General features: G+C 61.5%; 19 protein-coding genes and 2 riboswitches. Of the genes, 9 read left to right on the top strand and 10 right to left on the bottom strand.

The genetic code is table 11. The features are described from left to right. Positions 1–49: 49 nt before the first annotated feature. Complete coding sequence (locus ACYZUC_RS06665; RefSeq protein WP_461994497.1) at positions 50–544, bottom strand: DUF934 domain-containing protein; 495 nt, start codon at positions 542–544, stop codon at positions 50–52. Further along, positions 528–2186 carry a nitrite/sulfite reductase gene (locus tag ACYZUC_RS06660; RefSeq protein WP_008035698.1) on the bottom strand — a complete coding sequence of 553 codons (1659 nt, stop codon included), beginning with the start codon at positions 2184–2186 and terminating at the stop codon, positions 528–530. The genes ACYZUC_RS06665 and ACYZUC_RS06660 overlap by 17 nt, the downstream gene beginning before the upstream one ends. 523 nt (positions 2187–2709) lie before the next feature. Between ACYZUC_RS06660 and ACYZUC_RS06655 the strand changes: the two genes are divergently transcribed. Continuing rightward, positions 2710–3783 (top strand): ABC transporter substrate-binding protein, encoded by a 1074-nt coding sequence (locus ACYZUC_RS06655; protein WP_461994495.1) that lies wholly within the window; start codon positions 2710–2712, stop codon positions 3781–3783. Here the strand turns inward: ACYZUC_RS06655 and ACYZUC_RS06650 are convergent. Both ACYZUC_RS06650 and metH read right to left on the bottom strand, forming a co-directional pair. Then, positions 3780–3998 carry a DUF2970 domain-containing protein gene (locus tag ACYZUC_RS06650; RefSeq protein ID WP_461994493.1) on the bottom strand — a complete coding sequence of 73 codons (219 nt, stop codon included), beginning with the start codon at positions 3996–3998 and terminating at the stop codon, positions 3780–3782. The genes ACYZUC_RS06655 and ACYZUC_RS06650 overlap by 4 nt on opposite strands. Before the next feature lie 170 nt (positions 3999–4168). Next, complete coding sequence (gene metH, locus ACYZUC_RS06645) at positions 4169–7879, bottom strand: methionine synthase (protein ID WP_461994491.1); 3711 nt, start codon at positions 7877–7879, stop codon at positions 4169–4171. Between the two features lie 156 nt (positions 7880–8035). On the opposite strand from metH, the gene ACYZUC_RS06640 reads away from it, so the two are divergent. Both ACYZUC_RS06640 and nfuA read left to right on the top strand, forming a co-directional pair. Further along, the gene (locus tag ACYZUC_RS06640; RefSeq protein WP_461994489.1) at positions 8036–10333 is read left to right on the top strand and encodes a fatty acid cis/trans isomerase; all 2298 of its coding nucleotides are present in this window, start codon (positions 8036–8038) and stop codon (positions 10331–10333) included. A 200-nt stretch (positions 10334–10533) separates the two neighbouring features. Further along, positions 10534–11118: a Fe-S biogenesis protein NfuA gene (nfuA, locus tag ACYZUC_RS06635; protein WP_008035804.1), complete on the top strand. Its 585-nt coding sequence runs from the start codon at positions 10534–10536 to the stop codon at positions 11116–11118. A 159-nt stretch (positions 11119–11277) separates the two neighbouring features. Here nfuA and cobM read toward each other — a convergent pair whose 3' ends face one another. The 4 genes from cobM to ACYZUC_RS06615 form a co-directional block, all read right to left on the bottom strand. Further along, positions 11278–12024 (bottom strand): precorrin-4 C(11)-methyltransferase, encoded by a 747-nt coding sequence (gene cobM / locus ACYZUC_RS06630; RefSeq protein WP_461994487.1) that lies wholly within the window; start codon positions 12022–12024, stop codon positions 11278–11280. Positions 12025–12094: 70 nt separating this feature from the next. Then, positions 12095–12520: a cobalamin biosynthesis protein gene (locus ACYZUC_RS06625; RefSeq protein ID WP_461994485.1), complete on the bottom strand. Its 426-nt coding sequence runs from the start codon at positions 12518–12520 to the stop codon at positions 12095–12097. Next, a complete protein-coding gene (locus ACYZUC_RS06620) occupies positions 12517–13221 on the bottom strand; it encodes a CbtA family protein (RefSeq protein WP_461994483.1) in 705 nt (234 codons plus the stop codon). Before ACYZUC_RS06620 ends, ACYZUC_RS06625 begins: the two co-directional genes overlap by 4 nt. Before the next feature lie 11 nt (positions 13222–13232). Beyond that, positions 13233–13427, bottom strand: a complete 195-nt coding sequence (locus ACYZUC_RS06615) for a CbtB domain-containing protein (protein WP_192416590.1) — start codon at positions 13425–13427, stop codon at positions 13233–13235. A 120-nt stretch (positions 13428–13547) separates the two neighbouring features. Further along, positions 13548–13775: riboswitch (cobalamin riboswitch) on the bottom strand. A gap of 178 nt (positions 13776–13953) precedes the next feature. Then, a riboswitch (cobalamin riboswitch) is annotated at positions 13954–14165 on the top strand. A gap of 96 nt (positions 14166–14261) precedes the next feature. Here ACYZUC_RS06615 and cobW point away from each other — a divergent pair. The 5 genes from cobW (at position 14262) to ACYZUC_RS06590 (ending at position 22813) form a co-directional block, all read left to right on the top strand. Then, positions 14262–15329 (top strand): cobalamin biosynthesis protein CobW, encoded by a 1068-nt coding sequence (gene cobW / locus ACYZUC_RS06610; RefSeq protein WP_192416589.1) that lies wholly within the window; start codon positions 14262–14264, stop codon positions 15327–15329. Positions 15330–15332: 3 nt separating this feature from the next. Next, entirely contained in the window at positions 15333–19190 is a 3858-nt protein-coding gene (gene cobN, locus ACYZUC_RS06605) for a cobaltochelatase subunit CobN (RefSeq protein WP_461994481.1), read from the top strand. Between the two features lie 138 nt (positions 19191–19328). Beyond that, positions 19329–20327, top strand: a complete 999-nt coding sequence (locus ACYZUC_RS06600; protein WP_192416587.1) for an ATP-binding protein — start codon at positions 19329–19331, stop codon at positions 20325–20327. Between the two features lie 53 nt (positions 20328–20380). Further along, positions 20381–20992 (top strand): vWA domain-containing protein, encoded by a 612-nt coding sequence (locus ACYZUC_RS06595; protein WP_461996826.1) that lies wholly within the window; start codon positions 20381–20383, stop codon positions 20990–20992. A gap of 174 nt (positions 20993–21166) precedes the next feature. Then, positions 21167–22813, top strand: coding sequence for a phospholipase D-like domain-containing protein (locus ACYZUC_RS06590; RefSeq protein ID WP_461994479.1), 1647 nt, complete (start codon positions 21167–21169; stop codon positions 22811–22813). Between the two features lie 167 nt (positions 22814–22980). Here the strand turns inward: ACYZUC_RS06590 and ACYZUC_RS06585 are convergent, their stop codons facing one another. Then, on the bottom strand, positions 22981–24204 hold the full coding sequence (locus ACYZUC_RS06585; protein WP_461994477.1) for an NADH:flavin oxidoreductase/NADH oxidase family protein: 1224 nt from the start codon (positions 24202–24204) through the stop codon (positions 22981–22983). 77 nt (positions 24205–24281) lie between these two features. On the opposite strand from ACYZUC_RS06585, the gene ACYZUC_RS06580 reads away from it, so the two are divergent. Further along, entirely contained in the window at positions 24282–24692 is a 411-nt protein-coding gene (locus tag ACYZUC_RS06580) for a MerR family transcriptional regulator (protein ID WP_461994475.1), read from the top strand. Here ACYZUC_RS06580 and ACYZUC_RS06575 read toward each other — a convergent pair. Further along, a complete protein-coding gene (locus tag ACYZUC_RS06575) occupies positions 24676–26217 on the bottom strand; it encodes an MFS transporter (RefSeq protein WP_461994473.1) in 1542 nt (513 codons plus the stop codon). The genes ACYZUC_RS06580 and ACYZUC_RS06575 overlap by 17 nt on opposite strands. Between the last annotated feature and the right edge of the window lie 95 nt (positions 26218–26312).

The raw sequence follows: 26312 nt of genomic DNA, 5'->3' as shown, positions 1-26312 counted from the left end.
TGGTGGAGCTGATAAAGCCCTGATCCCATGAGATCAGGGCTTTACGTGGTCAGCGGCGACGGAACAGCGGCAGCGGTTCGTCGGTGGCGGCCTGATAGGTCACCGAGAAGTCCTTGAGACCTTCCAGGGCTTCGTACGGGTCTTTATCGGCGCGCACTGCAAACGCATCGAAACCGCAGCGATGCATGTAGAACAACTGGTCGCGCAGCACATCGCCAATCGCCCGCAGTTCGCCTTTGAAACCATAACGGTCACGCAGGAGACGGGCGTTGGAGTAGTTACGGCCATCGGTGAAGGCCGGGAAGTTCAAGGCGATGACCTGGAAACTCGCCACGTCTTCACCGATTTCTTCGGCTTCTTCATCGGCATCCAGCCACACACCCAGACCGCCATCGCGGGCCTTGAGCATGCGGCTGTGTTCGCGCCACAGCTGCAGCGGGACGATCAGGTCGTCGCAGTTGCTGATCTCGTCGATGTTGAAGTCCTTGGGCAGCAAGTGCCAGGTTTCGTCGACGACTTCGTTGTTCTTAATTATTCGCTGCATAGACGCGTTCCTTGAAGAGGTCGATGCCAATACGCTGATAGGTGTCGATGAAACGCTCGTCTTCGGTACGTTGTTCGATGTACACGTCGATCAGCTTCTCGATCACGTCTGGCATGGCGTCCTGGGCAAAGGACGGGCCGAGGATCTTGCCCAGGCTCGCATCACGGCTGGCGCTGCCGCCGAGAGATACCTGGTAGAACTCTTCGCCTTTCTTGTCCACCCCGAGAATGCCGATGTGGCCGACGTGGTGGTGACCACAGGCGTTCATGCAGCCGGAGATGTTCAGGTCCAGTTCACCAATGTCGAACAGGTAATCCAGGTCGTCGAAACGGCGCTGGATCGACTCGGCGATCGGGATCGACTTGGCGTTGGCCAACGAGCAGAAATCGCCGCCAGGGCAGCAGATGATGTCGGTCAGCAAACCGATGTTCGGCGTGGCGAAACCTTGCTCGCGCAATTCGCCCCACATGGCGAACAGTTGGGACTGTTCGACGTCGGCCAGAATGATGTTCTGCTCGTGGGACGTGCGCAGTTGACCGAAGCTGTAGCGATCGGCCAGGTCGGCCACGGCGTCGAGCTGCTTGTCGGTGATGTCGCCCGGCGCAACGCCGGTCGGTTTCAGGGACAGGGTCACGGCAACATAACCCGGCTTTTTGTGCGCCAGGGTGTTACGGGTACGCCAGCGGGCGAAGCCCGGGTGCTGCTTGTCGAGTTCGGCCAGCTCGGCGGTCTGGTTGTCCAGCGCCTTGTAGTCCGGGTCGACGAAGTGTTTGGCGACGCGATGCACTTCGGCTTCGGTCAGCGTGGTCTGGCCACCGCGAAGGTGTTCCATTTCCGCATCGACTTTCTGCGCGAAGACTTCAGGCGTCAGGGCCTTGACCAGAATCTTGATCCGCGCCTTGTACTTGTTGTCACGACGGCCATAGCGGTTGTACACACGCAGAATGGCGTCGAGATAGCTCAACAGGTCTTGCCACGGCAGGAATTCATTGATGAATGCCCCGACCACTGGCGTACGACCGAGGCCGCCACCGACCAGCACACGGAAACCCAGTTCGCCAGCGGCGTTGTGCACCGGCTCAAGGCCGATGTCGTGGACTTCGATGGCCGCACGGTCGGAAGTCGAACCGTTGATGGCGATCTTGAACTTGCGTGGCAGGTAAGCGAATTCCGGGTGGAACGTGGTCCACTGGCGGACGATCTCGCACCATGGGCGCGGATCGATCAGCTCGTCGGCAGCGACACCGGCGAACTGGTCGGTGGTGACGTTGCGCAGGCAGTTGCCGCTGGTCTGGATCGCGTGCATCTGCACGGTCGCCAGTTCGGCAAGGATGTCCGGGATGTCTTCCAGCGCCGGCCAGTTGAACTGCACGTTCTGGCGGGTGCTGATGTGGGCGTAGCCCTTGTCATAGTCGCGGGCAATCTTCGCCATCATTCGCGTCTGGCGCGAAGTCAGCTGGCCGTAAGGCACCGCCACTCGCAACATCGGCGCGAAGCGTTGGATGTAAAGCCCGTTTTGCAGACGCAGAGGGCGGAATTCTTCTTCGCTCAGCTCGCCTGCCAGATAGCGTCGGGTCTGATCACGGAACTGCTTGACGCGGTCCTCGATGATCCGCTGATCGTACTCGTCGTATACGTACATATAAGTCCTGTTCTCAGGCTTGGGCCGGTCGGATCCAGTTGCGTTTTTCGCCTGGAAAGTCTCCGATACTGCCTCGGCAATTCTGCGCGCACGGCCGCGCACTCCCAACGGAGCCGGGGCAAGATACCAGTTTGGAGTTATGCGCAAAAGTGATGTTTGAGTATATGTAAAGAACCAAATCGACTAACGAGAATTGTTATTACTAAACCCGTATTTGTGGTGTGGGCAATCATCGTCTTAACTGTGGTCGAGTCTTTATGCAATCACCGATAAAACCGACAAGAGGCGATGCAATGAGCAACCCTACCAAAGTTTCAAAACCTGACAGTACGGTCGATGCCTGGGCCATTCTGTTTCTGATCATTCTGGTCGTGGGGACAGCGGTATTCTGGGTCAGCCATCAATAACCGACCCCGTCCGGGCCCGGTCCCGACAATTGTCGGACAAAAACTGTAATAAACGCCGTTTTACGGGCGTTCGCTGGCTATAATGCGCGGCGAATTTCCGGGGGCTCGGACGATCAATGTTGAAGTTTTTCTACACCTTCCTGTTGCTGCTCGGCACGGTTTACGGCCCTGCTGCGCGTGCGGAATCGGTGTTGTTCCTGAACCCGGGGAATGTTGACGAGGCCTTTTGGGTCAGCTATTCGCAGTTCATGCAGGCGGCCGCCACGGACTTGGGCATCGACCTGCGGATTGTCTATTCCCGACGCATGCCCGAACTCACATTGGCACAAGCGCGCCTGGCGCTACAGGGTCCCGATCGCCCGGACTATCTGCTCTTCGTCAACGAACAGTACATTGCCCCGCAAGTCTTGCGCATGGCGCAAGGCAGTGGCGTGAAACTGTTTATGGTCAACGCGTCGCTGACGGCCAACCAGTTGAGCCTGATGGGCGAACGCCCTGATCGACTGGGCAGCCTGGTGCCCAACGACGAGGAGGGCGGTTACCTGATGGCCAAGGAGCTGATTCGCCAGCATCCGCCCGTGGCGCCTGGTCAGGTGATCGAATTGCTGGCCTTCTCCGGCCTGAAGATCACACCGTCGGCGCAACTGCGTGAGCAAGGCATGATGCGAGCGCTGGCCGAGCACCCGCAAGTGCGTTTGCGGCAACTGGTTTATAGCGGTTGGACCCGCGAACGTGCGTATGAACAGGCAAAGTTGCTGTTCCGGCGCTACCCGAAGGTCTCGCTGGTGTGGTCAGCCAATGACGAAATGGCGTTTGGCGCCATGCAGGCGTACTCGGAAACGGGCGGTGTGCCCGGAAAGGACGCGTTGTTCAGCGCGGTCAATACCTCGACGGCCGCGTTGCAGGCAAAGGTCGACGGAAAGTTGAGCGTATTGTTGGGCGGGCATTTCACTTTGGGTGGTTGGGCGCTGGTGCAGGTGCACGACCTTGATCGGGGCGTGGACATCAGCCGGTACGGCGGCCGTGACCGTCAGATCCCGCTGCTGCAACTGGTCGACAGGGCAACCGCCAAGCGAATGCTGGCCATGGGTGAATCGCCGGACTACGGCGTGAACTTCCGCCGACTGTCGGCCAAGGGCCGGCCTGCGTCCTATCGCTATCCGTTCAGCCTGCAAACCCTGATGCGCTAAACCCCTGCCAGCATGATCACCAGTTGCACGATGCCGTAGAGCGTCAACGCAAACACCGCCGTGAACAGAACCCCCAGAATCACGAAATGACTGGGCTTGCCGTGGGTGAAGTCCCGCGCGCGGTTCTTCCCGCTCTGCACCCCGAACGCCGCCGCCATGACGCTGTGCAGCATCTGCCAGAAAGTGGGCGGCTTGTTGTCGACTGGATCGTCCATAAACCCCTCGTCACTTGAGTGTGAGTCGTAAGCATAGACATTCCAACCGGATCCTGTAGGAGCGAGGCTTGCCCGCGAAGAAGCTACCGCAGTCCTACAGGAAAACCGCGTCATCGTTCTTCGCGGGCAAGCCTCGCTCCTACAGAGGCGATGCCCAGCGCGAAGAGTGGTTAGTTGTCGTAACCCAGGTTCGGCGCCAGCCAGCGTTCGGTCACGCTCAATTCCTGACCTTTACGCGAGGTGTAGCTCTGCACCTGATCCTTGTCGATCTTGCCCACCGCGAAGTACTGCGCCTGCGGGTGAGCGAAGTACCAACCGCTGACCGCCGCTGCCGGGAACATCGCGTAGTGTTCGGTGAGGAACACGCCGCTGCGGCCGGCACGCATTTCGGCGGCTTCGGGGTCGAGCAGCGCAAACAGCGCGGCCTTCTCGGTGTGATCGGGGCACGCCGGGTAGCCCGGAGCAGGGCGGATGCCGGTGTATTGCTCTTTGATCAGCGCCTCGTTGTCCAGCGTCTCGTCCTTGGCGTAACCCCAGTAATCCTTACGAACCTGCTGGTGCAGCCATTCGGCGCAGGCCTCGGCCAGGCGGTCGGCCAGGGCCTTGACCATGATCGAGTTGTAATCGTCGCCGGCGTCCTGATACGCCTTGGCCACTTCTTCGGCGCCGATGCCGGCGGTGGTGATGAAACCACCCACGTAGTCGGTGATTTCGCTGTCCTTCGGTGCAACGAAGTCGGCCAGGGAGAAGTTCGGCTTGCCGTCGGTCTTGATGATCTGCTGACGCAGGTGATGCAGCTTGGCCAATGGCTTGCCGTCATCGCCGTAGACTTCGATGTCGTCGTCACGCACCTGGTTGGCTGGCCAGAACCCGAACACTGCGCGGGCGCTGATCAGTTTCTCGTCGATCAGTTTGGCGAGCATTTCCTGGGCATCGGCGTACAGCGCGGTGGCGGCTTCACCGACCACTTCATCCGTGAGGATGCGCGGGAACTTGCCGGCCAGGTCCCAGGAGATGAAGAACGGCGTCCAGTCGATGTATTCGGCCAGGACTTTGAGGTCGATGTTGTCCAGCACTTTGGAGCCGGTGAACGTCGGTTTGACCGGCGCGTAGGTGCTCCAGTCGAACTGCGGCTTCTTGGCGATGGCCGCAGGGTAGCTCAGGCGTTCGGTGCGGGCGCTGCGGTTGGCAGTGCGTTCGCGAACGTCGATGTATTCCAGGCGGGTCTTCTCGACGAAACCGGCTTTCAATTCCTTGGACAGCAACTGCGTCGCCACGCCCACTGCGCGGGAGGCGTCGGTCACGTAGATCACTGCGTCGTTGCTGTACTTCGGCTCGATCTTCACCGCCGTGTGTGCCTTGGAGGTGGTCGCGCCGCCGATCATCAACGGCAGGTGGAAGTCCTGACGCTGCATTTCGCGGGCGACGTGGACCATTTCATCCAGCGACGGCGTGATCAGGCCGGACAGGCCGATGATGTCGCACTTCTGCTCCTTGGCCACTTGCAGGATCTTCTCGGCCGGCACCATCACGCCGAGGTCGACGATGTCGTAGCCGTTGCAGCCGAGTACCACACCGACGATGTTCTTGCCGATGTCGTGCACGTCGCCTTTCACCGTTGCCATCAGGATCTTGCCCTTGGCTTCCGGCTTGTCGCCTTTTTCCAGTTCGATGAACGGGATCAAGTGGGCCACGGCCTGCTTCATCACGCGAGCGGATTTCACCACCTGCGGCAGGAACATTTTACCGGCACCGAACAGGTCGCCGACGATGTTCATGCCAGACATCAGCGGGCCTTCGATCACTTCGATCGGGCGGGCGAACGACTGGCGGGACTCTTCGGTGTCTTCGACGATGTGCGTGGTGATGCCCTTGACCAGTGCATGCTCCAGGCGCTTGTTGACCTCCCAGCCGCGCCATTCTTCGGTCTCGGCTTCCTTGACGCTGCCGTCGCCCTTGTACTTGTCGGCGATGGCGAGGAGGGCGTCGGTGCCGTGCGGGGTTCGGTTGAGCACCACGTCTTCGACGGCGTCGCGCAATTCCACCGGGATCTGGTCGTAGATCTCCAGTTGGCCGGCGTTGACGATACCCATGGTCAGGCCGTTGCGGATCGCATACAGCAGGAACACCGAGTGAATCGCCTCGCGCACCGGGTTGTTGCCACGGAACGAGAACGACACGTTTGACACTCCGCCCGAGGTCAGCGCGTACGGCAGTTCGTCACGGATGTAGGCACAGGCGTTGATGAAGTCCACAGCGTAGTTGTTGTGTTCTTCGATACCGGTGGCCACGGCGAAGATGTTCGGGTCGAAGATGATGTCTTCCGGCGGGAAGCCGACTTCGTTGACCAGAATGTCGTAGGAGCGTTTGCAGATCTCTTTCTTGCGCGCTTCGGTGTCGGCCTGGCCGGCTTCGTCGAAGGCCATCACGACGACTGCAGCGCCGTAGCGCTTGCACAGCTTGGCGTGATGGATGAACTGCTCGACGCCTTCTTTCATGCTGATCGAGTTGACGATGCCCTTGCCCTGGATGCATTTCAGGCCGGCTTCGATCACTTCCCATTTCGAGGAGTCGATCATGATCGGTACGCGGGAGATGTCCGGTTCGCCGGCAATCAGATTGAGGAAGGTCACCATGGCCTTCTTCGAATCGAGCATCCCTTCGTCCATGTTGATGTCGATCACCTGGGCGCCGGCTTCGACCTGCTGCAGGGCGACTTCCAGGGCTTCGGTGTAGTTGTCTTCACGGATCAGGCGGGCGAATTTGGCCGAGCCGGTGATGTTGGTGCGCTCGCCGACGTTGACGAACAACGAGCTGCGATCGATGGTGAACGGCTCCAGGCCGGAGAGGCGGCAAGCCTTCGGAATGTCCGGGATTTCACGCGGTGCATAACCGGCCACGGCTTTGGCGATGGCTTCGATATGGCCCGGCGTGGTGCCGCAGCAGCCGCCGACGATGTTGAGGAAGCCGCTTTGGGCGAATTCTTCGATGACCTTGGCGGTTTGCGACGGCAGTTCGTCGTACTCACCGAATTCGTTTGGCAGACCGGCGTTCGGGTGCGCCGAAACGTGGGTGCCGGCCTTGTTCGACAGCTCTTCCAGGTACGGGCGCAGTTCGCTGGCACCGAGGGCGCAGTTCAGGCCGACCGAAATCGGTTTGGCGTGGGCCACGGAGTTCCAGAACGCTTCGGTAGTCTGGCCGGAAAGGGTACGGCCGGAGGCGTCGGTGATGGTGCCGGAAATCATGATCGGCAGTTCGATGCCCAACTCTTCGAACACGCCTTGCACGGCGAAGATCGCGGCTTTGGCGTTCAGGGTGTCGAAAATGGTTTCGATCAGGATCAGGTCGGCGCCGCCTTCGATCAGGCCTTTGGTGGCCTCGGTGTAGTTTTCCACCAGTTCATCGAAGGTCACGTTGCGATAGCCGGGGTTGTTCACGTCCGGGGACAGCGAGCAGGTGCGGCTGGTCGGGCCGAGCACGCCGGCGACGAAGCGTGGCTTGTCCGGGTTCTCGAGGGTCTTCGCATCGGCGATCTTGCGGGCCAGGCGAGCGCCTTCTACGTTCAGTTCGTAGGCCAGTTCTTCCATGCCGTAGTCGGCCATGGAAATCCGCGTGGCGTTAAAAGTGTTGGTTTCCAGAATGTCAGCGCCGGCATCCAGGTAGGCTTTTTCGATGCCACCGATCACGTCCGGGCGCGTCAGCACCAACAGGTCGTTGTTGCCTTTGACATCGCTTGGCCAGTCGGCAAAGCGTTTGCCACGATAATCCTGTTCCTCGAGCTTGTAGCTCTGGATCATCGTGCCCATGCCGCCATCGAGAATCAGAATGCGCTCTTTGAGGGCGTGCTTGAGGGCTTGAAGGCGAACACTGCGATCGGACATTGGGACTACTCGGAAAGACCATGACGAAGGGGCGGGATCATAGCAAACCTGTGCGGTTTTAGAGCATGTCGGGGAATTGCATGAATATCGCTCATGTTGGTCTGGGCGCTGTCCCGGTAGAATCGCTGCGTTTTTTCAAGGATCGGGAACAGGGACATGTCGTATCGCGTCGTCATCAGCAGCGTATTGCTGTTTTTAAGCTGGGGCGCCGTGGCGCAGGGGCTGGCGCCTTCCGCTGCCATTTCCTACACCCGCGACATCCAACCGATCTTCACCGAAAAGTGCGTGGCCTGCCATGCCTGCAATGACGCCGCCTGTCAGCTCAACCTGGGCAGCGGCGAAGGCGCGGCGCGCGGCGCGTCGAAAGTCCCGGTCTACGACGGCGAACGCAGCCAGGCAGCCGCGCCGACCCGGCTGTTTTATGACGCCTTCGGCAAGCACGCCTGGCAGCAAAAGGGCTTCTATCCGGTACTCGACGCCCAGGGCAGCCAGGCTGCGTTGATGGCGCGGATGCTGGAACTGGGTCACAAAACGCCTCTGACGCCCAATGCCAAATTGCCGGAAGACATCGTCCTGGGCCTCAATCGTGAAAACATGTGCGCGATGCCGGCCGAGTTCGACGGTTACGCGGGCGCTCATCCGAAGGAAGGCATGCCGCTGGCGGTCACCGGCCTGACCGATCAGCAGTACCAGACGCTGCAACGCTGGCTGGCCTCGGGTGCGCCGATCGATGAACAAGGCCTGGTGCCTTCGGCGAAAGAAGCCTTGCAAGTGGTGCAGTGGGAAAATCTGCTTAACTCGCCGGGCGCCCGGCAGAGTCTGGTAGGGCGCTGGTTGTTCGAGCACTGGTTCCTTGCCCACATTTACTTCAAGGACGGTGAGCCGGGGCATTTCTTCCAGTGGGTGCGTTCACGCACGCCGACCGGCCAGCCGATTGACCTGATCAGCACCCGTCGCCCGAATGACGATCCGGGCACGCAGGTGTATTACCGCTTGTGGCCGGTGCAGGGCGTGATCGTGCAGAAGACTCACATCACCTACCCGCTAAGCGCGGCGAAGATGGCGCGGGTCAAAAGCCTGTTCTACAACGGTAACTGGCAGGTCCATGCCTTGCCGGGCTACGGTCCGGAACGCCGGGCCAATCCGTTTGCCACGTTCGAGGCGATTCCGGCGCAGGCGCGCTATCAATTCATGCTCGATAACGCCGAATACTTCGTGCGTACGTTTATCCGCGGGCCGGTGTGCCGTGGGCAGATCGCCACGGATGTGATTCGCGATAACTTCTGGGCGCTGTTCCAGGCGCCGGAACATGATCTCTACATCATCGACCCGATCTACCGCGGCCAGGCCACGCCATTGCTGGCCATGCCGGGGCAGAACGACGATGTCGGCAGCGTGCTGAGCCTGTGGCATGACTACCGCGACAAACGTAACGAGTATGAAGTGCTGCGCCGCGACAACTACGCCGACGCGCCCGCGCCGAGCTGGTCGACTTTATGGGCCGGCAACGACAACGCGCTGCTGACCATCTTCCGGCATTTCGACAGCGCCTCGGTGAACAAGGGCCTGATCGGCGATGTACCGCAAACGATGTGGCTGTTCGATTTCCCGTTGCTGGAGCGCACGTATTATCAGTTGGCGGTCAACTTCGATGTGTACGGCAACGTTTCCCATCAAGCGCAGACGCGCCTGTATTTCGACCTGATCCGTAATGGCGCCGAGCAGAATTTCCTGCGCCTGATGCCCGCCGATTCACGCGACGACTACCTCGACGACTGGTACCAGAGCAGCGGCAAATTCAAGATGTGGCTGGATTACGAGTCCATCGACAACGACAAGCCGACGGCACTGAACCTCGACGAAAAAGACCCGAAACGCGACTTTTCCATGCAACTGTTGGCCCGTTACGGCGAGCTCAATGCCAAGCCCGATCCGATCAATCGCTGCGACGGGGCCTATTGCTCGCGGCCGAACATCGACCCGGATTTGCAGAGTGCCGAGCAGGCCTTGAGTCGCCTGACCTCACGGCCCGCCGCCGGGTTGAAGGTCATTGATCAACTGCCGGAAGCGACGATGCTGCGTATCGAAGCCGCGAGCGGCAAACGCGAGGTTTATAGCCTGTTGCGCAACCGCGCGCACAGCAACGTCGCATTCCTGCTCGGTGAGTCGCTGCGTTATCAGCCGGGGCTCGACACGCTGACCATTTTTCCGGGTGTGCTCAGCACCTATCCGAACTTCATGTTCAATATTCCCGCCGATCAGGTGCCAGCCTTTGTCGAGGCGATGGAAAACGCCAAGGATGCCAATCGCTTCGAGAAAATCGTCGAGCGCTGGGGGATTCGCCGCAGTCATCCGCAATTCTGGTTCTATTTCCACGACCTGAGCCAGTACGTCCACGAAACCGACCCGGTGGAAGAGGGCGTGCTGGACATGAACCGCTACGAAAACCTCTGAATCCCCCTATCTAACGTAGGAGCGAAGCTTGCTCGCGAAGGTGTGTCAGGCGACATGTATGTAGCTGATACACCTTCGCGAGCAAGCTTCGCTCCTACATTAGGCAGAGGTATTGTCGTAATCTTTCCCGACAAAAACACTAGGACTTTGTGCGGCGCGATGATTGGCGTAAACTGCGCCCAAGCCTGCGAGGAGTTTCCATGACCGCTATTACCATTACCGACGCCGCCCACGATTACCTGGCTGATCTGCTCTCCAAGCAGAACACCCCGGGCATCGGCATCCGCGTCTTCATCACCCAGCCTGGCACCCAGTACGCCGAAACCTGCATTGCTTATTGCAAGCCGGGCGAAGAAAAACCTGAAGACACCGCGCTGGGGCTGAAAAGCTTCACTGCTTACATCGATTCGTTCAGCGAAGCTTTCCTGGACGATGCGGTTGTCGACTACGCCACCGACCGCATGGGCGGCCAGCTGACCATCAAGGCGCCAAACGCCAAAGTCCCGATGGTCAACGCCGACAGCCCGATCAACGAGCGCATCAACTATTACCTGCAAACCGAGATCAACCCGGGGCTCGCGAGCCACGGCGGTCAGGTCAGCCTGATCGATGTGGTCGATGATGGCATCGCCGTGTTGAAGTTCGGCGGCGGTTGCCAGGGCTGCGGCCAGGCAGACGTCACCCTGCGTGAAGGCATCGAGCGCACCTTGCTCGAGCGCATTCCCGAGCTCAAGGGTGTTCGTGACGTGACTGACCACACGCAGAAAGAAAACGCCTACTACTAAGGTGTTCGCTGCGACATGAAAAACGGCGCCCCGTGAGCGCCGTTTTTTTATGCGTTAGATTCGTTGGCCCTTTCGCGAGCAAGCCCGCTCCCACATTGGACCGCGTTCTCATGTTGAACTCGGTCCAATGTGGGAGCGGGCTTGCTCGCGAAGAGGCCGCTATGGCCGATACAAATGCGCATGTCCGGCGCGATACAGCGATGACTCACTGAACTGATCACTGCCCAACACCCGACCCACCAGAATCAACGCCGTGCGCCGAAACCCCTTCGCCTCAACCTTCCCGGCAATGTCCGCAATCGTCCCCACCACCCAATCCTGATCCGGCCAGGTCGCCCGATGAATCACCGCGATCGGGCAGTCCGCGCCGTAATGCGGCAGCAATTCAGCCAGGATCTTCTCCAGGTGATTCACCCCCAAATGAATGGCCATGGTCGCCCCATGCTGCGCCAGGCTGCCCAGCTCTTCACCGGCCGGCATCGCGGTCTTGTCGGCGTAGCGAGTCAGGATCACGCTTTGTGACACGTCCGGCAACGTCAGCTCCGCGCCCAACAGCGCCGCACACGCCGCCGTCGCGGTAACACCGGGAATGATTTCAAACGCAATATCGAGTTCGCGCAGGTAACGAATCTGCTCGCCAATCGCGCCATAAAGACTCGGATCGCCGGAATGCACCCGCGCCACATCCTGGCCGTTGGCATGGGCGATTTTGATCAGCTCGATGATCTGTTCCAGGTGCAGTTCGGCGCTGTTGACCACCTGTTCGGCGTTGTGGCCTTCCAGTACGGCGGCGGGCACCAGTGAGCCGGCGTAGATGATCACCGGGCAGCTGCGAATCAGCCGCTGGCCTTTGACGGTGATCAGTTCCGGGTCGCCGGGACCTGCGCCAATGAAATAGACGGTCATCGTCGTTTCCTGTCAAAAAAGGGGCTGGGCAAGGCTTCAGATGAAGATTGCTCATGATCGAAGGCGAGGATTATCGGGGATTTTGCGCAGCGCAGGCCAATGCCAGGGTCGCCTGGGCATATTTTTGTCGGGAAATCAGCAGTTTTGCCGGCGCCTGGGCCAGTTGTTCGGCAAGGGCGAGGGCGGCGCTTTCTGCTACGCCGTAGCAGCCGGTGCGCTCAAAAGCGATGTCCGAATGGTGGCTGAGTCGCGGTTTGTAATCTTTCAGTTGTTCACTGCTGAAGTACTTCAACGGCAGTTCGAGTTGTTTGGCAAGCTCGATCAGGCCCGGTTCGTCGCGCTTCAGGTCGATGCTGGCCAACGCCGTGATCTGCTGAAGTCCGATTTGATGCGCCTGTAACGCCTGATCGAGTAACGCCCGAAGCGTGCTGACGGGGCAGCCGCGCTGGCAGCCCAGGCCGACCACTAACGTCGGCGCTGTGCTGGTGTCGGTCATGCGTGGTATTGACCATCGCTTTTGCGGCGGAACAACCAGGCGCTGATCAGGCCCAGGGCCAGCCAGAATCCGAGGTTGGTCAGCTGCGAAGCGATTTTGAATTGCGCTTCCAGGGCTTCCGGCGCGAGCATCGAGTGCACTTCCGGTTGTGGTGCGCCGATCACGTGAGGGACGGCGAGAATCGCCACGCCCAGGATCTTCATCAGCCAATGACGGCTGAAAGCGATCAGCGCGATGCCGACGGCGGTGGACGCTGCCGTGCCGATCCACCAGATTTGCCGTTGTGCCAGGTCAGCTGCTGCCGTGCCCGGCAGTTCCGGCGGCAGGCCGAGGGTCGGTGCCAGCACGAAAGTGGCGTAACCGGCCAGGCCCCAGAGCAGACCCTGCGAGGTTTTGGTCGGCGAGCGCAGCGTGTAGAGGCCCGCGAGCATCAGGGCGAAACCGACAGCCACCACCAGGTTGCCGCCAGTCGTCGACAGCACGCGCTGCCAGCCGTCTTCCGGCTCCCAGGCTTCGGCATCGTGGGTGTGAGCGGCGGCACCGGCGGCGTGTTCATGAACTTCAACAACGGCCGGCTCGGATTTTTCGTAAGTCTCGGCCTGCAGAATCAGCGGAGCGACCCAGAAGCTTTGCAGCAGGGTCAGCAACAGAGCGGCCAGCAGCCCTGTGAAACCTGCGGTTTGCGCAATACGCTTGATCATGTCGGCAGGTCTCAATGGCACGGGAAGGCGGAGCTGTGACGGGTATCGTGCGCAGCGTTGTGCACCGCTTCGATGTGCGAGAAACCGGCGAAATACACCAGGCACGCGCCAAGGATCGATGCGCAGACGGCAGCGGTCAGGCGTTGAGCCAGGGTGGTCGTGGTGGTGCTGGCGGATGTGTGGCCGGTGCTGCTGATGATCGACATGGCGCTTCCCTCTGGTCTGTCAGCGGGTGGATAGAGCGCATGGAAGACCCCTGCGAATCGGGCTCGCAGAGATTCAAACAGCGCCCGCCCGCCGCGGGTTTGTTATTCAGTGAACGTAATCGTCACTTTGTGTTGCGGGCCGGTCTCCGGGCTCACGAGGGGTTTTGGCGTCAGCCGAAACCTGCAAGCGTCACCTTCCCATGCCGAACTGCTGGCACAGTGGATCTGACGCTTCGCTCGCTTACCGTTGCGGGGGCAGCACCGGACTGACATGGCTTTGAGTAAAGCACATGAATCACCGGTTTCCCGTTTCACCCTGTGAAGGGCACCCGTAACTAGGTGTGTAGGAGAGCATGGGCGGGGGTTGGGCGTCAATTGGCAAGGGTTCTCAACTTGGAACCGAGTCGCTCCCTTCGCGGGCAAGCCTCGCTCCTACAGGAAACACCGCCAACCTGTAGGAGCGAGGCTTGCCCGCGAAGGCGTCCTGGTGGACGCCACAAGACATTGACCCGCCCCCACACCATGCGTAGCCTTGCGCATTCGAGGTTCTTCGGCGTTTGCCGGAGCTAAGAAGGGAACGCGGTCGATGCCGCGGCTGCCCCCGCAACTGTGAACGGTGATGTTCGCTGCCACGCCACTGCAAACCTGTCCAACGGGTTCGCGGGAAGGCGCAGCCAACGCCAGTCTCGCGACAGGCACACCGTCAGCCAGGAGACCTGCCTCGACACGAATTCTCACTACAACCGGGCGGGGTGATCCGGTGGCGAACTCTTCCGCGCGCCTGTCGCTGCGGTCGTCGTCCCGTATGCCCGCCACCTTGCCAAAGGGCATCCGATGAAAACACTGGCCAAACTTCCCGTCACCATCGTTACCGGCTTCCTCGGCTCGGGCAAAACCACCTTGCTGCGGCACATGCTCGATAACGCGCAGGGCCGTCGCATCGCGGTGATCGTCAACGAGTTCGGCGAGCTGGGCATCGACGGCGAAATCCTCAAGCAGTGCTCCATCGGTTGCACCGAAGAAGAAGCCAACGGCCGCGTCTACGAACTGGCCAACGGCTGCCTGTGCTGCACCGTCCAGGAAGAATTCTTCCCGGTGATGCGCGAACTGGTCGCCCGTCGCGGCGACCTCGATCACATCCTGATCGAAACTTCGGGTCTGGCCCTGCCAAAACCTTTGGTCCAGGCCTTCCAGTGGCCGGAAATCCGCAGCGCCTGCACGGTTGACGCGGTGATCACCGTGGTCGACAGCCCGGCCGTGGCGGCCGGCACGTTCGCCGCGTTCCCGGACCAAGTGGATGCCCAGCGCAAACTTGACCCGAACCTGGATCACGAATCGCCGCTGCACGAGCTGTTCGCCGACCAACTGGCCAGCGCCGACCTGGTGATTCTCAACAAGGCCGACCTGATCAGCGCCGAAGACCTGGCCCGCGTACGCCTGGAAGTCGCCGAAGAACTGCCGCCCGCCGTCAAAGTCATCGAAGCCAGCAGCGGTCGCCTGCCACTGGATGTGCTGATCGGCCTCGGCGCCGGCTCCGAAGAACACATCGACAGCCGTCATAGCCACCACGATCATCACCACGACGGCGATGACCATGACGACCACGATCACGACGCGTTCGACTCCATTTCCATCGAACTGCCACAGGCCGACGAAAGCCTGCTGATGGACGCGCTGACGCAACTGGTGGTCAAGCACGGCATCCTGCGGGTCAAGGGTTTCGCGGCGATCCCGAACAAGCCGATGCGCCTGTTGATCCAGGGCGTGGGCACGCGCTTCGACAAGCATTTCGACCGTCAGTGGGGCGTCGACGAAGCGCGCACCACGCGTCTGGTGCTGATCGGCCAGGCGCTCGACGCCGCGCAACTCGAAGCGCAACTGCGCGCCGCGCTCAGCGTTTAACCCATGCACCTGCTCAGGACCCAGCCCGGCGGTTTCGTCTCGGATGACAACATTGCCGACCTTGGACAAACCCCTGCCGAGCTGGTGATCCTGTGCAGCGGCGATTCCAGCCTCGCGCTGCTCGCCGAAGCCGCGCAACAGTTGCCGGACGATTACCCGAGCGTGCGTCTGGCCAACCCGATGCAGGTGCAGAACCACGCCTCGGTCGATTTGTATGTCGACGAAGTGCTGCGCCACGCCAAGGTGATTCTGATCTCGCTGCACGGCGGCATTGCGTATTGGCGCTACGGCGTCGAGCGGTTGGTCGAGCTCTCACAGCGCGGCGTGCAGCTGATTCTGGTGCCCGGCGATGATCGCCCCGACCCGGAACTCAGCGACCTGAGCACGGTGGTTGCCGAAGACCGCGACCGGCTTTGGCATTACTTGCGTCAGGGCGGCATGGCCAACGCGCTCGATCTGTTTCGCTGCCTCGCCACTCGTTGGCTGGAGCGCGACTACAAGTGGGCCGAACCGCAAACCCTGCCACGCACAGCGATTTACCACCCACAAAAAAGCCCCGTCGAACTGAAAGACTGGCAAGCCGACTGGCAGGCCGATCAACCGGTGGCGGCGGTGCTGTTTTACCGCTCGCATTTGCAGGCGGCGAACACCGCGTTCATTGATGTTTTCTGCCAGCGTTTGCAAGCGGCGGGGTTGAATCCCTTGCCGATTGCCGTGGCCAGTCTCAAAGAACCCGGCTGCCTCTTGGTGGTCGAGGACTGGCTGGATGAAGTCGAAGCCTCGGTGATTCTCAACACCACCGGTTTCGCCCAATCCAGCCCCGAAGCGCCGCACTTGCGACCGTTTCGACGCAACATCCCGGTGATCCAGGCCATCTGCGCCCAGGACAACGAACCCGGTTGGCGTGCCAGCGAACAAGGCCTCGGCCCGCGGGATCTGGCGATGCACATCGCGCTGCCGGAGCTGGACGGGCGGATCATCAGTCGCCCGATCAGCTTCAAGGACCTGGCGTGGCGCAGCGAGCGCAGTCAGTCCGACGTGGTGTGCTACCGACCACAACCGGAACGCATGGACTTTGTGGCCGAACTGGCGCGGCGCTGGATCGAACTGGCGCGGGTGCCAAACAGCGAGAAACGCATCGCCCTGATCCTCGCCAACTACCCGACCCGCGACGGGCGCATCGGCAACGGCGTGGGCCTCGACACACCCGCCGCTGCACTGAATATTCTGCGTGCGCTGCATCAAGAAGGTTACCCGCTGCCGGCCGAACTGCCGGGCAGCGGCACCGAACTGATCCAGCAATTGCTCGGCGGCGTCAGCAATGACCTCGACACCCTCGATCAGCGCCCGTGCCAGCAAAGCCTCGCGCTGGATGATTACAACCTGATGTTCAACGCCTTGCCCGAGGCTAATCGCCAGGCAGTGCTGGAACGTTGGGGCACCGCGCAAAACGATCCGATGTTCCGTGACGGGCGAATGATGATCGCCGGCCTGCGTTTCGGCCTGACCTTCGTCGGCATTCAACCGGCGCGCGGTTATCAGGTGGACCCGAGCGCGGTCTATCACGACCCGGACCTGGTGCCGCCTCATGGTTATCTGGCCTTCTATTTCTGGTTGCGCAACACCTACGGCGCCCACGGCGTGATCCACGTCGGCAAGCATGGCAACCTCGAATGGCTGCCGGGCAAAGGCGTCGGACTGTCCGAGCATTGCTGGCCGGACGCATTGCTCGGGCCACTGCCGAACATCTATCCGTTCATCGTCAACGATCCGGGCGAGGGCGCCCAGGCCAAGCGCCGCACGCAAGCGGTGATCATCGATCACCTGATGCCACCGCTGACCCGCGCCGAAACCTACGGCCCGCTACGAAACCTCGAACTGCTCGCCGACGAGTATTACGAAGCGCAATTGCTTGACCCACGCCGCGCCCGTGAGTTGCAGCGCGACATTCTGCAATTGGTGCGCGACACGCACATCGACCGTGAACTGCAACTGGACGAGAAGCTCGACAGCGACGCCGATGCAGCGATCTGGCTGCCGCGTCTGGACACGTATTTGTGCGATCTGAAGGAGTCGCAGATCCGCGATGGCTTGCACATCTTTGGCGAATCGCCGACCGGGCGTCTGCGCATCGACACCTTGTTGGCTTTGTTGCGGATTCCACGCGGCGATGGCCGTGGTGCGCAGTCGAGTCTGCTGCGGGCGTTGGCCAAGGCGTTTGGGTTGGGCTTTGATCCGCTGGATTGCGCGTTGGCCGAGCCTTGGATCGGGCCACGACCGGATGCCCTGCAATCTGTCAGTGACGAAGCCTGGCGAACAGCCGGCGATACTCGCGAACGCCTCGAACTGTTCGCCGCTCAACTGATTTCCGAAATTTTGAATACCAACCCCGATCCCTGTGGGAGTGAGCCTGCTCGCGATAGCGGAATGTCAGTCGACATTGATTTGCCTGACACACCGCATTCGCGAGCAGGCTCGCTCCTACAGGGGGCGGATTGGTCTGATGTGAGCGCCATCCTCGACAACCTGCGCGAAGTGGTTGCGCCAAGGCTCGACGCCTGCGGCCCGGCGGAAATGCGCGGCCTGCTCGACGCCCTCAGCGGTCGTTTCGTCCCCGCAGGCCCCAGCGGCGCGCCGAGTCGCGGGCGTCTGGACGTGCTGCCGACAGGACGCAATTTCTATTCGGTGGACGTGCGCAACCTGCCGACCACCACCGCGTGGCGCATCGGTTTCCAGTCGGCGAACCTGATTCTCGAGCGGCACTTGCAGGACCACGGCGATCACCTGCGTCAGCTCGGCCTGTCGGTCTGGGGCACCGCGACCATGCGCACCGGCGGCGACGACATCGCGCAAGCCATGGCGCTGATGGGTGTGCGCCCGGTCTGGGCGACGGGCAGTCAGCGGGTCGATGACTTCGAAATTCTGCCGCTGAGCCTGCTCGACCGCCCACGCGTGGACGTGACCTTGCGCGTGTCCGGGTTCTTCCGTGATGCCTTTGCCAATCTTATTCGCCTGTTCGATGCAGCGGTGCGGGCAGTCGCTGCGCTGGATGAACCGGACGACCTCAATCCATTGGCGGCCAAGGTCCGCGCCGAACGCGAGGCGTTGCTGCAATCGGGCCTTGATGAAGAAGCGGCCAAACGACAGGCCGGTTGGCGCATCTTCGGCGCCAAACCCGGTACTTACGGTGCTGGCGTGCAAGGGGCAATCGATGGTCGTTTGTGGCAGAGCCGCGAGGACCTGGCCGAGGTTTACCTCAACTGGGGCGGCTACGCTTACGGCGGTGCCGACGAAGGCACGGCGGCCCGCGAGCAGTTCGCCCAGCGCCTGAGCCAGGTTCAGGCCGTGCTGCAAAATCAGGACAACCGCGAGCATGATTTGCTCGACTCCAACGACTATTACCAGTTCCAGGGCGGTATGCTCGCGGCCGTGGAAAGCCTCAGCGGTGCAGCGGCGGCCAGTTACCATGGCGATCACAGCCAGCCGGACTTGCCGAAAGTCCGTACGTTGAAGGAAGAGCTGAACCGGGTGATCCGCTCGCGGGCGGCCAATCCGAAATGGATCGACGGCGTGAAGCGCCACGGCTACAAAGGTGCGTTTGAACTGGCGGCGACGGTCGATAACCTGTTCGCCTTCGACGCGACGACGCAGTTGATCGACGATCACCAATACGCGTTGCTGGCCGATGCGTATTTGCTGGACCCGGCGACCCGGGATTTTGTGCGCGAGCACAATCCTCATGCGTTGCGCGACATGACCGAGCGCATGCTGGAAGCGCAGCAGCGGGGGATGTGGCAGGAGCCCGGAGCTTATAAAGAGGCTCTGGAAAACCTGCTGCTGGACATAGAAGAAGACAGTTAGATCAGAAATCGCTGCGAGGACTTCGTCCTCGATCGCGGGCAAACCTCGCTCCTACAGATTGGCGTAAATCTGTAGGAGCGAGGCTTGCCCGCGAAGACGTACGAAAAGACACCACCGACCACACTGAGAAACCCCGACATGACCGACACCCCGCATTTCCCCTTATCCGCCGTGGTCGGCGCCGACGATCTCAAACTCGCCCTGTACCTCACCGCCATCGACCCGAAAATCGGCGGTGTGCTGATCGAAGGCCCGCGTGGCATGGCCAAATCCACCCTGGCCCGAGGCCTCGCGGACCTGCTCGCCAGCGGTCAGTTCGTCACCTTGCCGCTGGGTGCCACTGAAGAACGGCTGGTCGGCACCCTCGACCTTGACGCTGCCCTGAGCGAAGGTCGTGCGCAGTTTTCTCCCGGCGTACTGGCCAAGGCTGACGGCGGCGTGCTCTACGTCGATGAAGTCAATCTGCTGCCCGATCACCTGGTGGACTTGCTACTCGACGTCGCCGCCAGCGGCACCAACCTGATCGAGCGTGACGGCATTTCCCATCGGCATTCGGCAAAGTTCGTGTTGATCGGCACCATGAATCCGGAAGAGGGCGAGTTGCGTCCGCAACTGCTCGACCGCTTTGGCCTGAACGTCGCCCTCAGCGGTCATACCGAACCCGCTCAGCGTGGGCAGATTATCCGTCGGCGGCTGGATTTCGACAGCGATCCGCAACGCTTCTGCGCCGAGTGGGAAAGCCAGCAGCAGTCATTGCGTGAGCGTTGCCAGACAGCGCGCAGCACACTGGCGAGCATCCCCCTCGACGATGAGGCGCTGGCACAGATTACCGAGCGCTGTTTCGCCGCCGGTGTCGATGGCCTGCGCGCCGATCTGGTCTGGCTGCGTGCCGCCCGTGCCCATGCGGCTTGGCGGGGGGCGAGCGCCATTGCCGAGGAAGATATCGATGCCGTTGCCGAGTTCGCCTTGCGCCATCGTCGTCGCGAACAGTCGCCACCGGCGCCGCAACAGGCCCGACAACCCGCCCCGCAACAATCCAGCCCGAGCGAAGGCCAGGGCCAATGGGGTGAAATGCCGGCGCAGGCGCTGCCGGTCGGCGCTCGACGTGAAGTGCCGAGCTGGCCAAAAAAGCCCTAGGCATTCGCCCTCGATCTGACGCGGGGGCGAATGCCAGGCCCCGCGCCGGACGGCTGGACCACGGCAAACAGGGTAAGCGTCATGCCGCCCGCAGCGGCTCGATCAATTGGCCCGGCACCTTGCTCAACGGCCGCCCGCGCCAACGCCAGGATGTGCTGTTTCAATTGCGCACCCGTTCGCCCCATGAACTGTGGCTGGTGATCGTCGACGCCTCGGCCTCGACGCGCCGCCACCAGGCCTTGAGCGACGCCAAGGGGCTGTTGGCGCAGTTGTTCGACGACGCTTATCGCCAGCGTGCGCACCTGGCGTTGCTGACGGCCAGCGGCCATGCGCCGAAGTGGCAAGTGCAAGGGTTGAAAGCTTCCAGCGGGTTGCGCCACTGGCTCGATGGCCTTGGCGCGGGCGGCGGTACGCCGTTGCTGGCGGCATTGGGCGAAGCGGGGCGATGGCTCGCGGTCCGGCAAAAACGCTTTCCGGCGGAGCAGCAACGGTTGTTGCTGGTGACCGATGGCCGGTTGAAGGAGTGGTCGGGGTTGCCGGAGCTGGCGTGTCCGGGGCTGCTGATCGACATCGAGCGTGGCCCGATCCGGTTGGGGCGGGCGCGGCAGTTGGCGACGGAGCTGCAAACGGATTATCGGCATATCGATGAGCTGGTTTCAGGCTGATTTTTACAGTGTCTGTGCTGGCCTCTTCGCGGGCAAGCCTCGCTCCTACAGGGACAATGCGTAACCTGTAGGAGCGAGGCTTGCCCGCGAAGGCATCACCTCGGTAACGAATACTCACGATCAATCTGCAGCGCTGCCCTATGCTATCCAGGCAGCCATTCACAGGAGTGAAGCATGCGTGTTCTAGCCACAAACAGTCAGGACGATTTCCGTGTCAAAGCCTACGCCGGCACTAACGGCGTGCTGCTGGCCATGGACCTGGCCGAATCCCGCCGTAAAGGCCTGCTGGGTTTTGCCATCGAAAAACAGCAAGGCAGCAAGCCCTGGTTGTTCCTGTTCAATAGCCTGACGTTCCCCGGCAAGGCTCATACGTTCCCGCAGTTTCATGCCACCCCGAGCGACCTCGCGCCGTTGCAGAAATTTCGCTGGGCCGATTACGCGGTCAATCCTGGGATGACGATCCATTACCGAATCCACCTCGCCTATGGCAGCGCTGATGCACCGCAACTGGGCGAATATCTGGAAGTGACCGTCACGTCCGACAATGGCCTGCCGCACAATCAGAGCGTGATTTTCAACCGCGCGGTGGCCGCCAGCCAGGCATTCCAGCGCAAGTTTCCCGACCTCGACGCGTTGATCAGCGCCAACAAGAACCTGCCCATCGAGGCCTGGCCCGATGCGCCGCGCCAGTGGCTGGAAAACGGTTTGCTCGGGCGCTTGCTGGGGTTTATCGAACGGGCGGTGGATGGTCAGTGGGCACTGGACATTGCCATTTACGAGTACGAGTTGCAGGTGATCGTCGATGCCGTCAACGCGGCGTTCGAACGGGGTGTGGAGGTTCGCGTGCTGTATCACGCACAACCCGACGATGACGACACCGTCATCAACCAGGCCAGCCTGGAAAAAATCCCGGCGGCGAACAAGCGCGGGCGTGTCACTCACAACATCTTCCACAACAAATTCATGGTGCTGAGCCGGGTCGATGCCGCCGGGCAGCTTCAGCCTGAAGCGGTGCTGTGCGGCAGCACCAATTTCACGCCCAATGGCGTTTATCGCCAGGCCAACGTGGTGCATGTGCTGGACGACGCGCGCATCAGCGCCAGCTATCTGCAGACCTTCGAGCAAGTCTGGGCGACACCGGACGACGTCGGCGCCACCCGGCAATGGATCACGCAACACAACCCGATGGACCCGCAGCAACCGCTGTTCGCCGGGTTTTCACCGCGTTCGGGGCAGGGTGATTTGCGGGCGTTTGTCGAGATCATCAACGCCGCGAAAAAGGACGTGCTGTTTGTCACGGCGTTCGCCTTGCCCGACGACATTCTCAACGCGCTGCTCGGCCAGCCCCACGACGACATTTTGCGTTACGGCCTGCAAAACACCGCCAGTCGCATCACCGGTTTTCACGCTGATCGCAGCGCCGAATTTGCCGCGACTGCGCTGCTTAACACCGGGTTGGAAGGTTGGCTTCGAGAGAACATGAAGGGCCAGAAGGGCAATTTGCTGGTGCACACCAAAGCCGTGGTCACCGACTTCACCAGCGATGCGCCGACGATCATCAGCGGCAGCCACAACCTCAGCGCTGCGGCCAGTAACGGCAACGACGAGAACTACCTGATCGTGCGCGGCGATACCGATCTGGCTGATCGTTATGGTTTGGAGTTGCTGCGGTTCTACGAGCATTACCGCTTTCGCTACTTCGCCAAGAAACTTGCGCTCAAACAGGTGCAGCCGTTGAAGGCGGATGATAGCTGGACTGATGATTACTACCTGGCGGGGGATTTGCGGGAGCTGTCGAGATTGCGATTCTCCGGACGGTAAAACAGTGAATTTAATGGCCCCATCGCGGGCAAGCCCGCTCCCACAGGTATTGTGAAAACCTTGTGGGAGCGGGCTTGCCCGCGATGGGGGCGACACGGTCCCCGCGGGTCAGCGAAACAAATGCGCCCGCACCCACTCAAACACCGCATCCCCACGCCCGCTCCCGATTACTTCCCCATCGCCTGTCGGTACTGCCGCGTACGCCGGCCAATGTACAAACGGTCAAGGATCAGCGCCCAGACCGCCGACACCTCAGGCCGGGGCTTGCGCCCACGGCTCAGGCGCTGGAGCTGGAATTTCACCACAGCCATGCTCGCCAACGCGGCCAACGGTTTGCGTTTCCAGTGGATCGGCGGCAGTTGCGGATGGCTGTTCCGGCCCTCGCGCCAGTGTTTGACCAACTGCGGTTCGAGGGCCAACGCCGTGCCGATGCCGGCCATGGCGATGCCGCTGTCGAGCACCTGTTCGACGATCGCCAAACGCCGAATCCCGCCGGTCACCATCACCGGCATACGCGCCACGCTCGCCAATTCACCGGCCATTTCCAGAAAGTACGCTTCCCGCGCCAGGGTCCGGCCATCGCGTGCTTCGCCCTGCATGGCCGGTGCTTCGTAGCTGCCGCCCGACAACTCAAGCAAATCGATCGGCTTATCGTTGAGCCACTGGATCACTTGGCGGGCATCGTCGGCGTCGAAGCCACCGCGCTGGAAGTCCGCCGAGTTGAGTTTTACCGAGACGCAGAATTTCGGTGATACGGCCTGGCGGACGGCGCTGATCACTTCGAGCAACAAGCGTGCGCGATTCTCCAGGGATCCGCCCCAGCGGTCGGTGCGGCGATTGGTCAATGGCGACAGGAACTGGCTGATCAGGTAACCGTGTGCCGCATGAATCTGCACGCCGGTGAAGCCGGCCTTTTCGGCGAGCGCAGCGCTGGTGGCGAAGCGTGTGATTACCTCGGCGATATCGTCTTCGGACATCGGTTTGGGTTCGGCAAACATCTTGGAAAATGAACCGAGATCCAGCGCCACCGCCGAGGGCGCCCACGCTTGCTGGCCGAGGTTGGCCATGGTCTGGCGCCCCGGATGATTGAGCTGCATCCAGAATTGCGCGCCACCGGAGCGGCCAATCGTTGCCCATTGGCGAAAGCGTTCCATGTCTCGATCATCTTCCAGCACCACGCCACCGGGGCCGGTCATGGCGCGGCGGTCGATCATCACATTGCCCGTCAGCAACAACCCGGCTTCGCCCCCGGCCCAGGCCTGGTACAAGCGAAACAGTGCATCGGACGGCGCTTGCCCGGTGTCGGCAAGGTTTTCTTCCATCGCCGCTTTGGCAATGCGATTGCCGATCGTCTGGCCGTTGGGCAAATTCAACGCTTGGAAGGGCGACATGCTTGACTCCTCATCAGTGAAGAGCAGAGGCTAAGCTTAAAGTTAACTTTAATGTCAAGCAGGCAAACGAGGCCAGGATGAAGATTGGTGAATTGGCGCAGCTAAGCGGGTTGAACGCGTCGCGCATTCGGTTTTACGAGGCCCAGGGCCTGATCCAGAAAGTGGAGCGCCGGGCGAACGGTTACCGGCATTACCCCGAGCAGGTTTTACAAACGCTGTATCTGATCCAGTGCGCGCAGCAAGCCGGGTTCAGCCTGGAAGAGCTGAAGCAGTTGTTGCCCGACACCGCGACCGGTGAATTCAAGCACGACGAACTGGTCGCGGGTCTCCAGCGAAAAATCGACCAGATCGAAGAAATGCAGCGACACCTGGCGCAGAGCAAGGCGAAGCTGTTAGCGGTGCTCGACGATATCCACGCCCGCCCCGACGGCATGGGCTGCGATGCAAATGCCGAACGGGTGCTGGCGTCCTTCAAGCATTCGCGTTGATGGCGGCAGCCGATGGTACGGGAATCGGATTGCGCATCAGCGTGCCCACCACCAACGCCCCCAGCAATGCGAGTAATCCGGCGACCAACAACAAGAGACTGAAGCCGCCGACGAACGCCTGTCGAGCCAACGGTTCGACCACGCTGCGCGCGGCTTCCGGCAACAGGCCCAGCGCTGCCGGCATGTCACCGGCCACCACCCGCGACGCGATGCCCTGGGTCTGGGCGAGCCATTGCGCGCCTTGTGCCGACAAATCTGCGCGCAACAACTGTTCGGCATGGCTGGACAGCAACGCGCCGTACACGCCGATGGCCAGCACGATCGCACTGAAACGCATGGTGGTGCTCATGCCCGAGGCCATCCCGGTGCGTTCCCTGGGCACGCAGGCCATGATGTTTTTCTGCGTGTCGCCGTTGAGCAGCCCGGCCCCCGCGCCGGTGACGGCAATCGCCAGGGCAAAAGGCAGGTAACCGCCGCTGCTGACCGCCCAGGCACTGAGCAGATTGCCGCCGCCGACCAGGGTCAAACCGGTCGCCATCAACGTAGCCGGGGCAAATCGACTGGCCAGACGCACGCCGATACGCGGGCAAATCAGCATGGTCAGGGCAAACGGCAACATGCCCAGCCCTGAGGCGATGGCCGAGAAACCCAGGCCGTTTTGCAGATAAAACGGCAGCAATGTCATCATCACCTGCGCGCAGCCGGCGTAGGCAAACATCCCCAGCAGCGCGCCAATGAAGCGCGGATGTTTGAACAATTGCAGGTCGACCATCGGCCGCCGCTGCATCCGCTCGATCACGACGAACAACCCCAGTAACAGCGCGCCGCCGATCAGTCGGGCGTAAGTGAGCGGGTTGTTCCAGCCGATCCGGTTGGCCTCGATCAGGCCCCAGATCAGGCACAGCAAACTGCCACTGAACGCCAGGCTGCCCCACGGATCGAGGCGCGCGGATTGCGGGTCGCGGGATTCCGGCACCGCACGCCAGACCATGACCATCAGGAACAGGCCCACCGGCAAATTGAGGTAGAAGATCCAGCGCCAGCCAATGAATTCAGTGATCAAGCCGCCGACCGTGGGCGCGGCTGTCATCGCCACGCCCATGCACGCGCCCCAGAACGCCCAGGCCTTGGCCCGTTCCACTTCATCGTGAAAGGTGTGGCCGATAGAGGCCAGGGCTGAGGTCAGCAACAACGCCGCGCCGACCCCCTTGATCGCCCGTGCGATGTCGAGGAACAACGCGTTGGGCGCAGCGCCGCACCCGATGGACGCCAGAATGAAAATGCCCAGGCCACAGAGCAGGGTTTTCTGCCGGCCGAAGCGGTCGGCGATACTGCCCGCCGGCAGCAACAGGGCGGCGAAGGCGAGCATGTAGGCGCTGACCACCCATTCGATATCGGCAAAATTTGCGCCCAGGTCCCGGGCGATCGTCGGCAGGGTGACGGCGACGATGTTGGTATCGAGGACGATCAACGAACACACGCCAGAGGCGGTCAACAATGTGAGGCGTGGATTGACGCGGCTCATGAGCGGATTGCCTTTTGCGCAAGGCTGCTTGCAGTAACGGCGATAAGGGGTTTGACGTACATGCTGTGGGCTCTCTACTGTGATTGCCAAATGAG

This window comes from Pseudomonas sp. GT1P32 (assembly GCF_054897805.1).
This window is presented reverse-complemented; position numbering and strand designations above follow the sequence as displayed.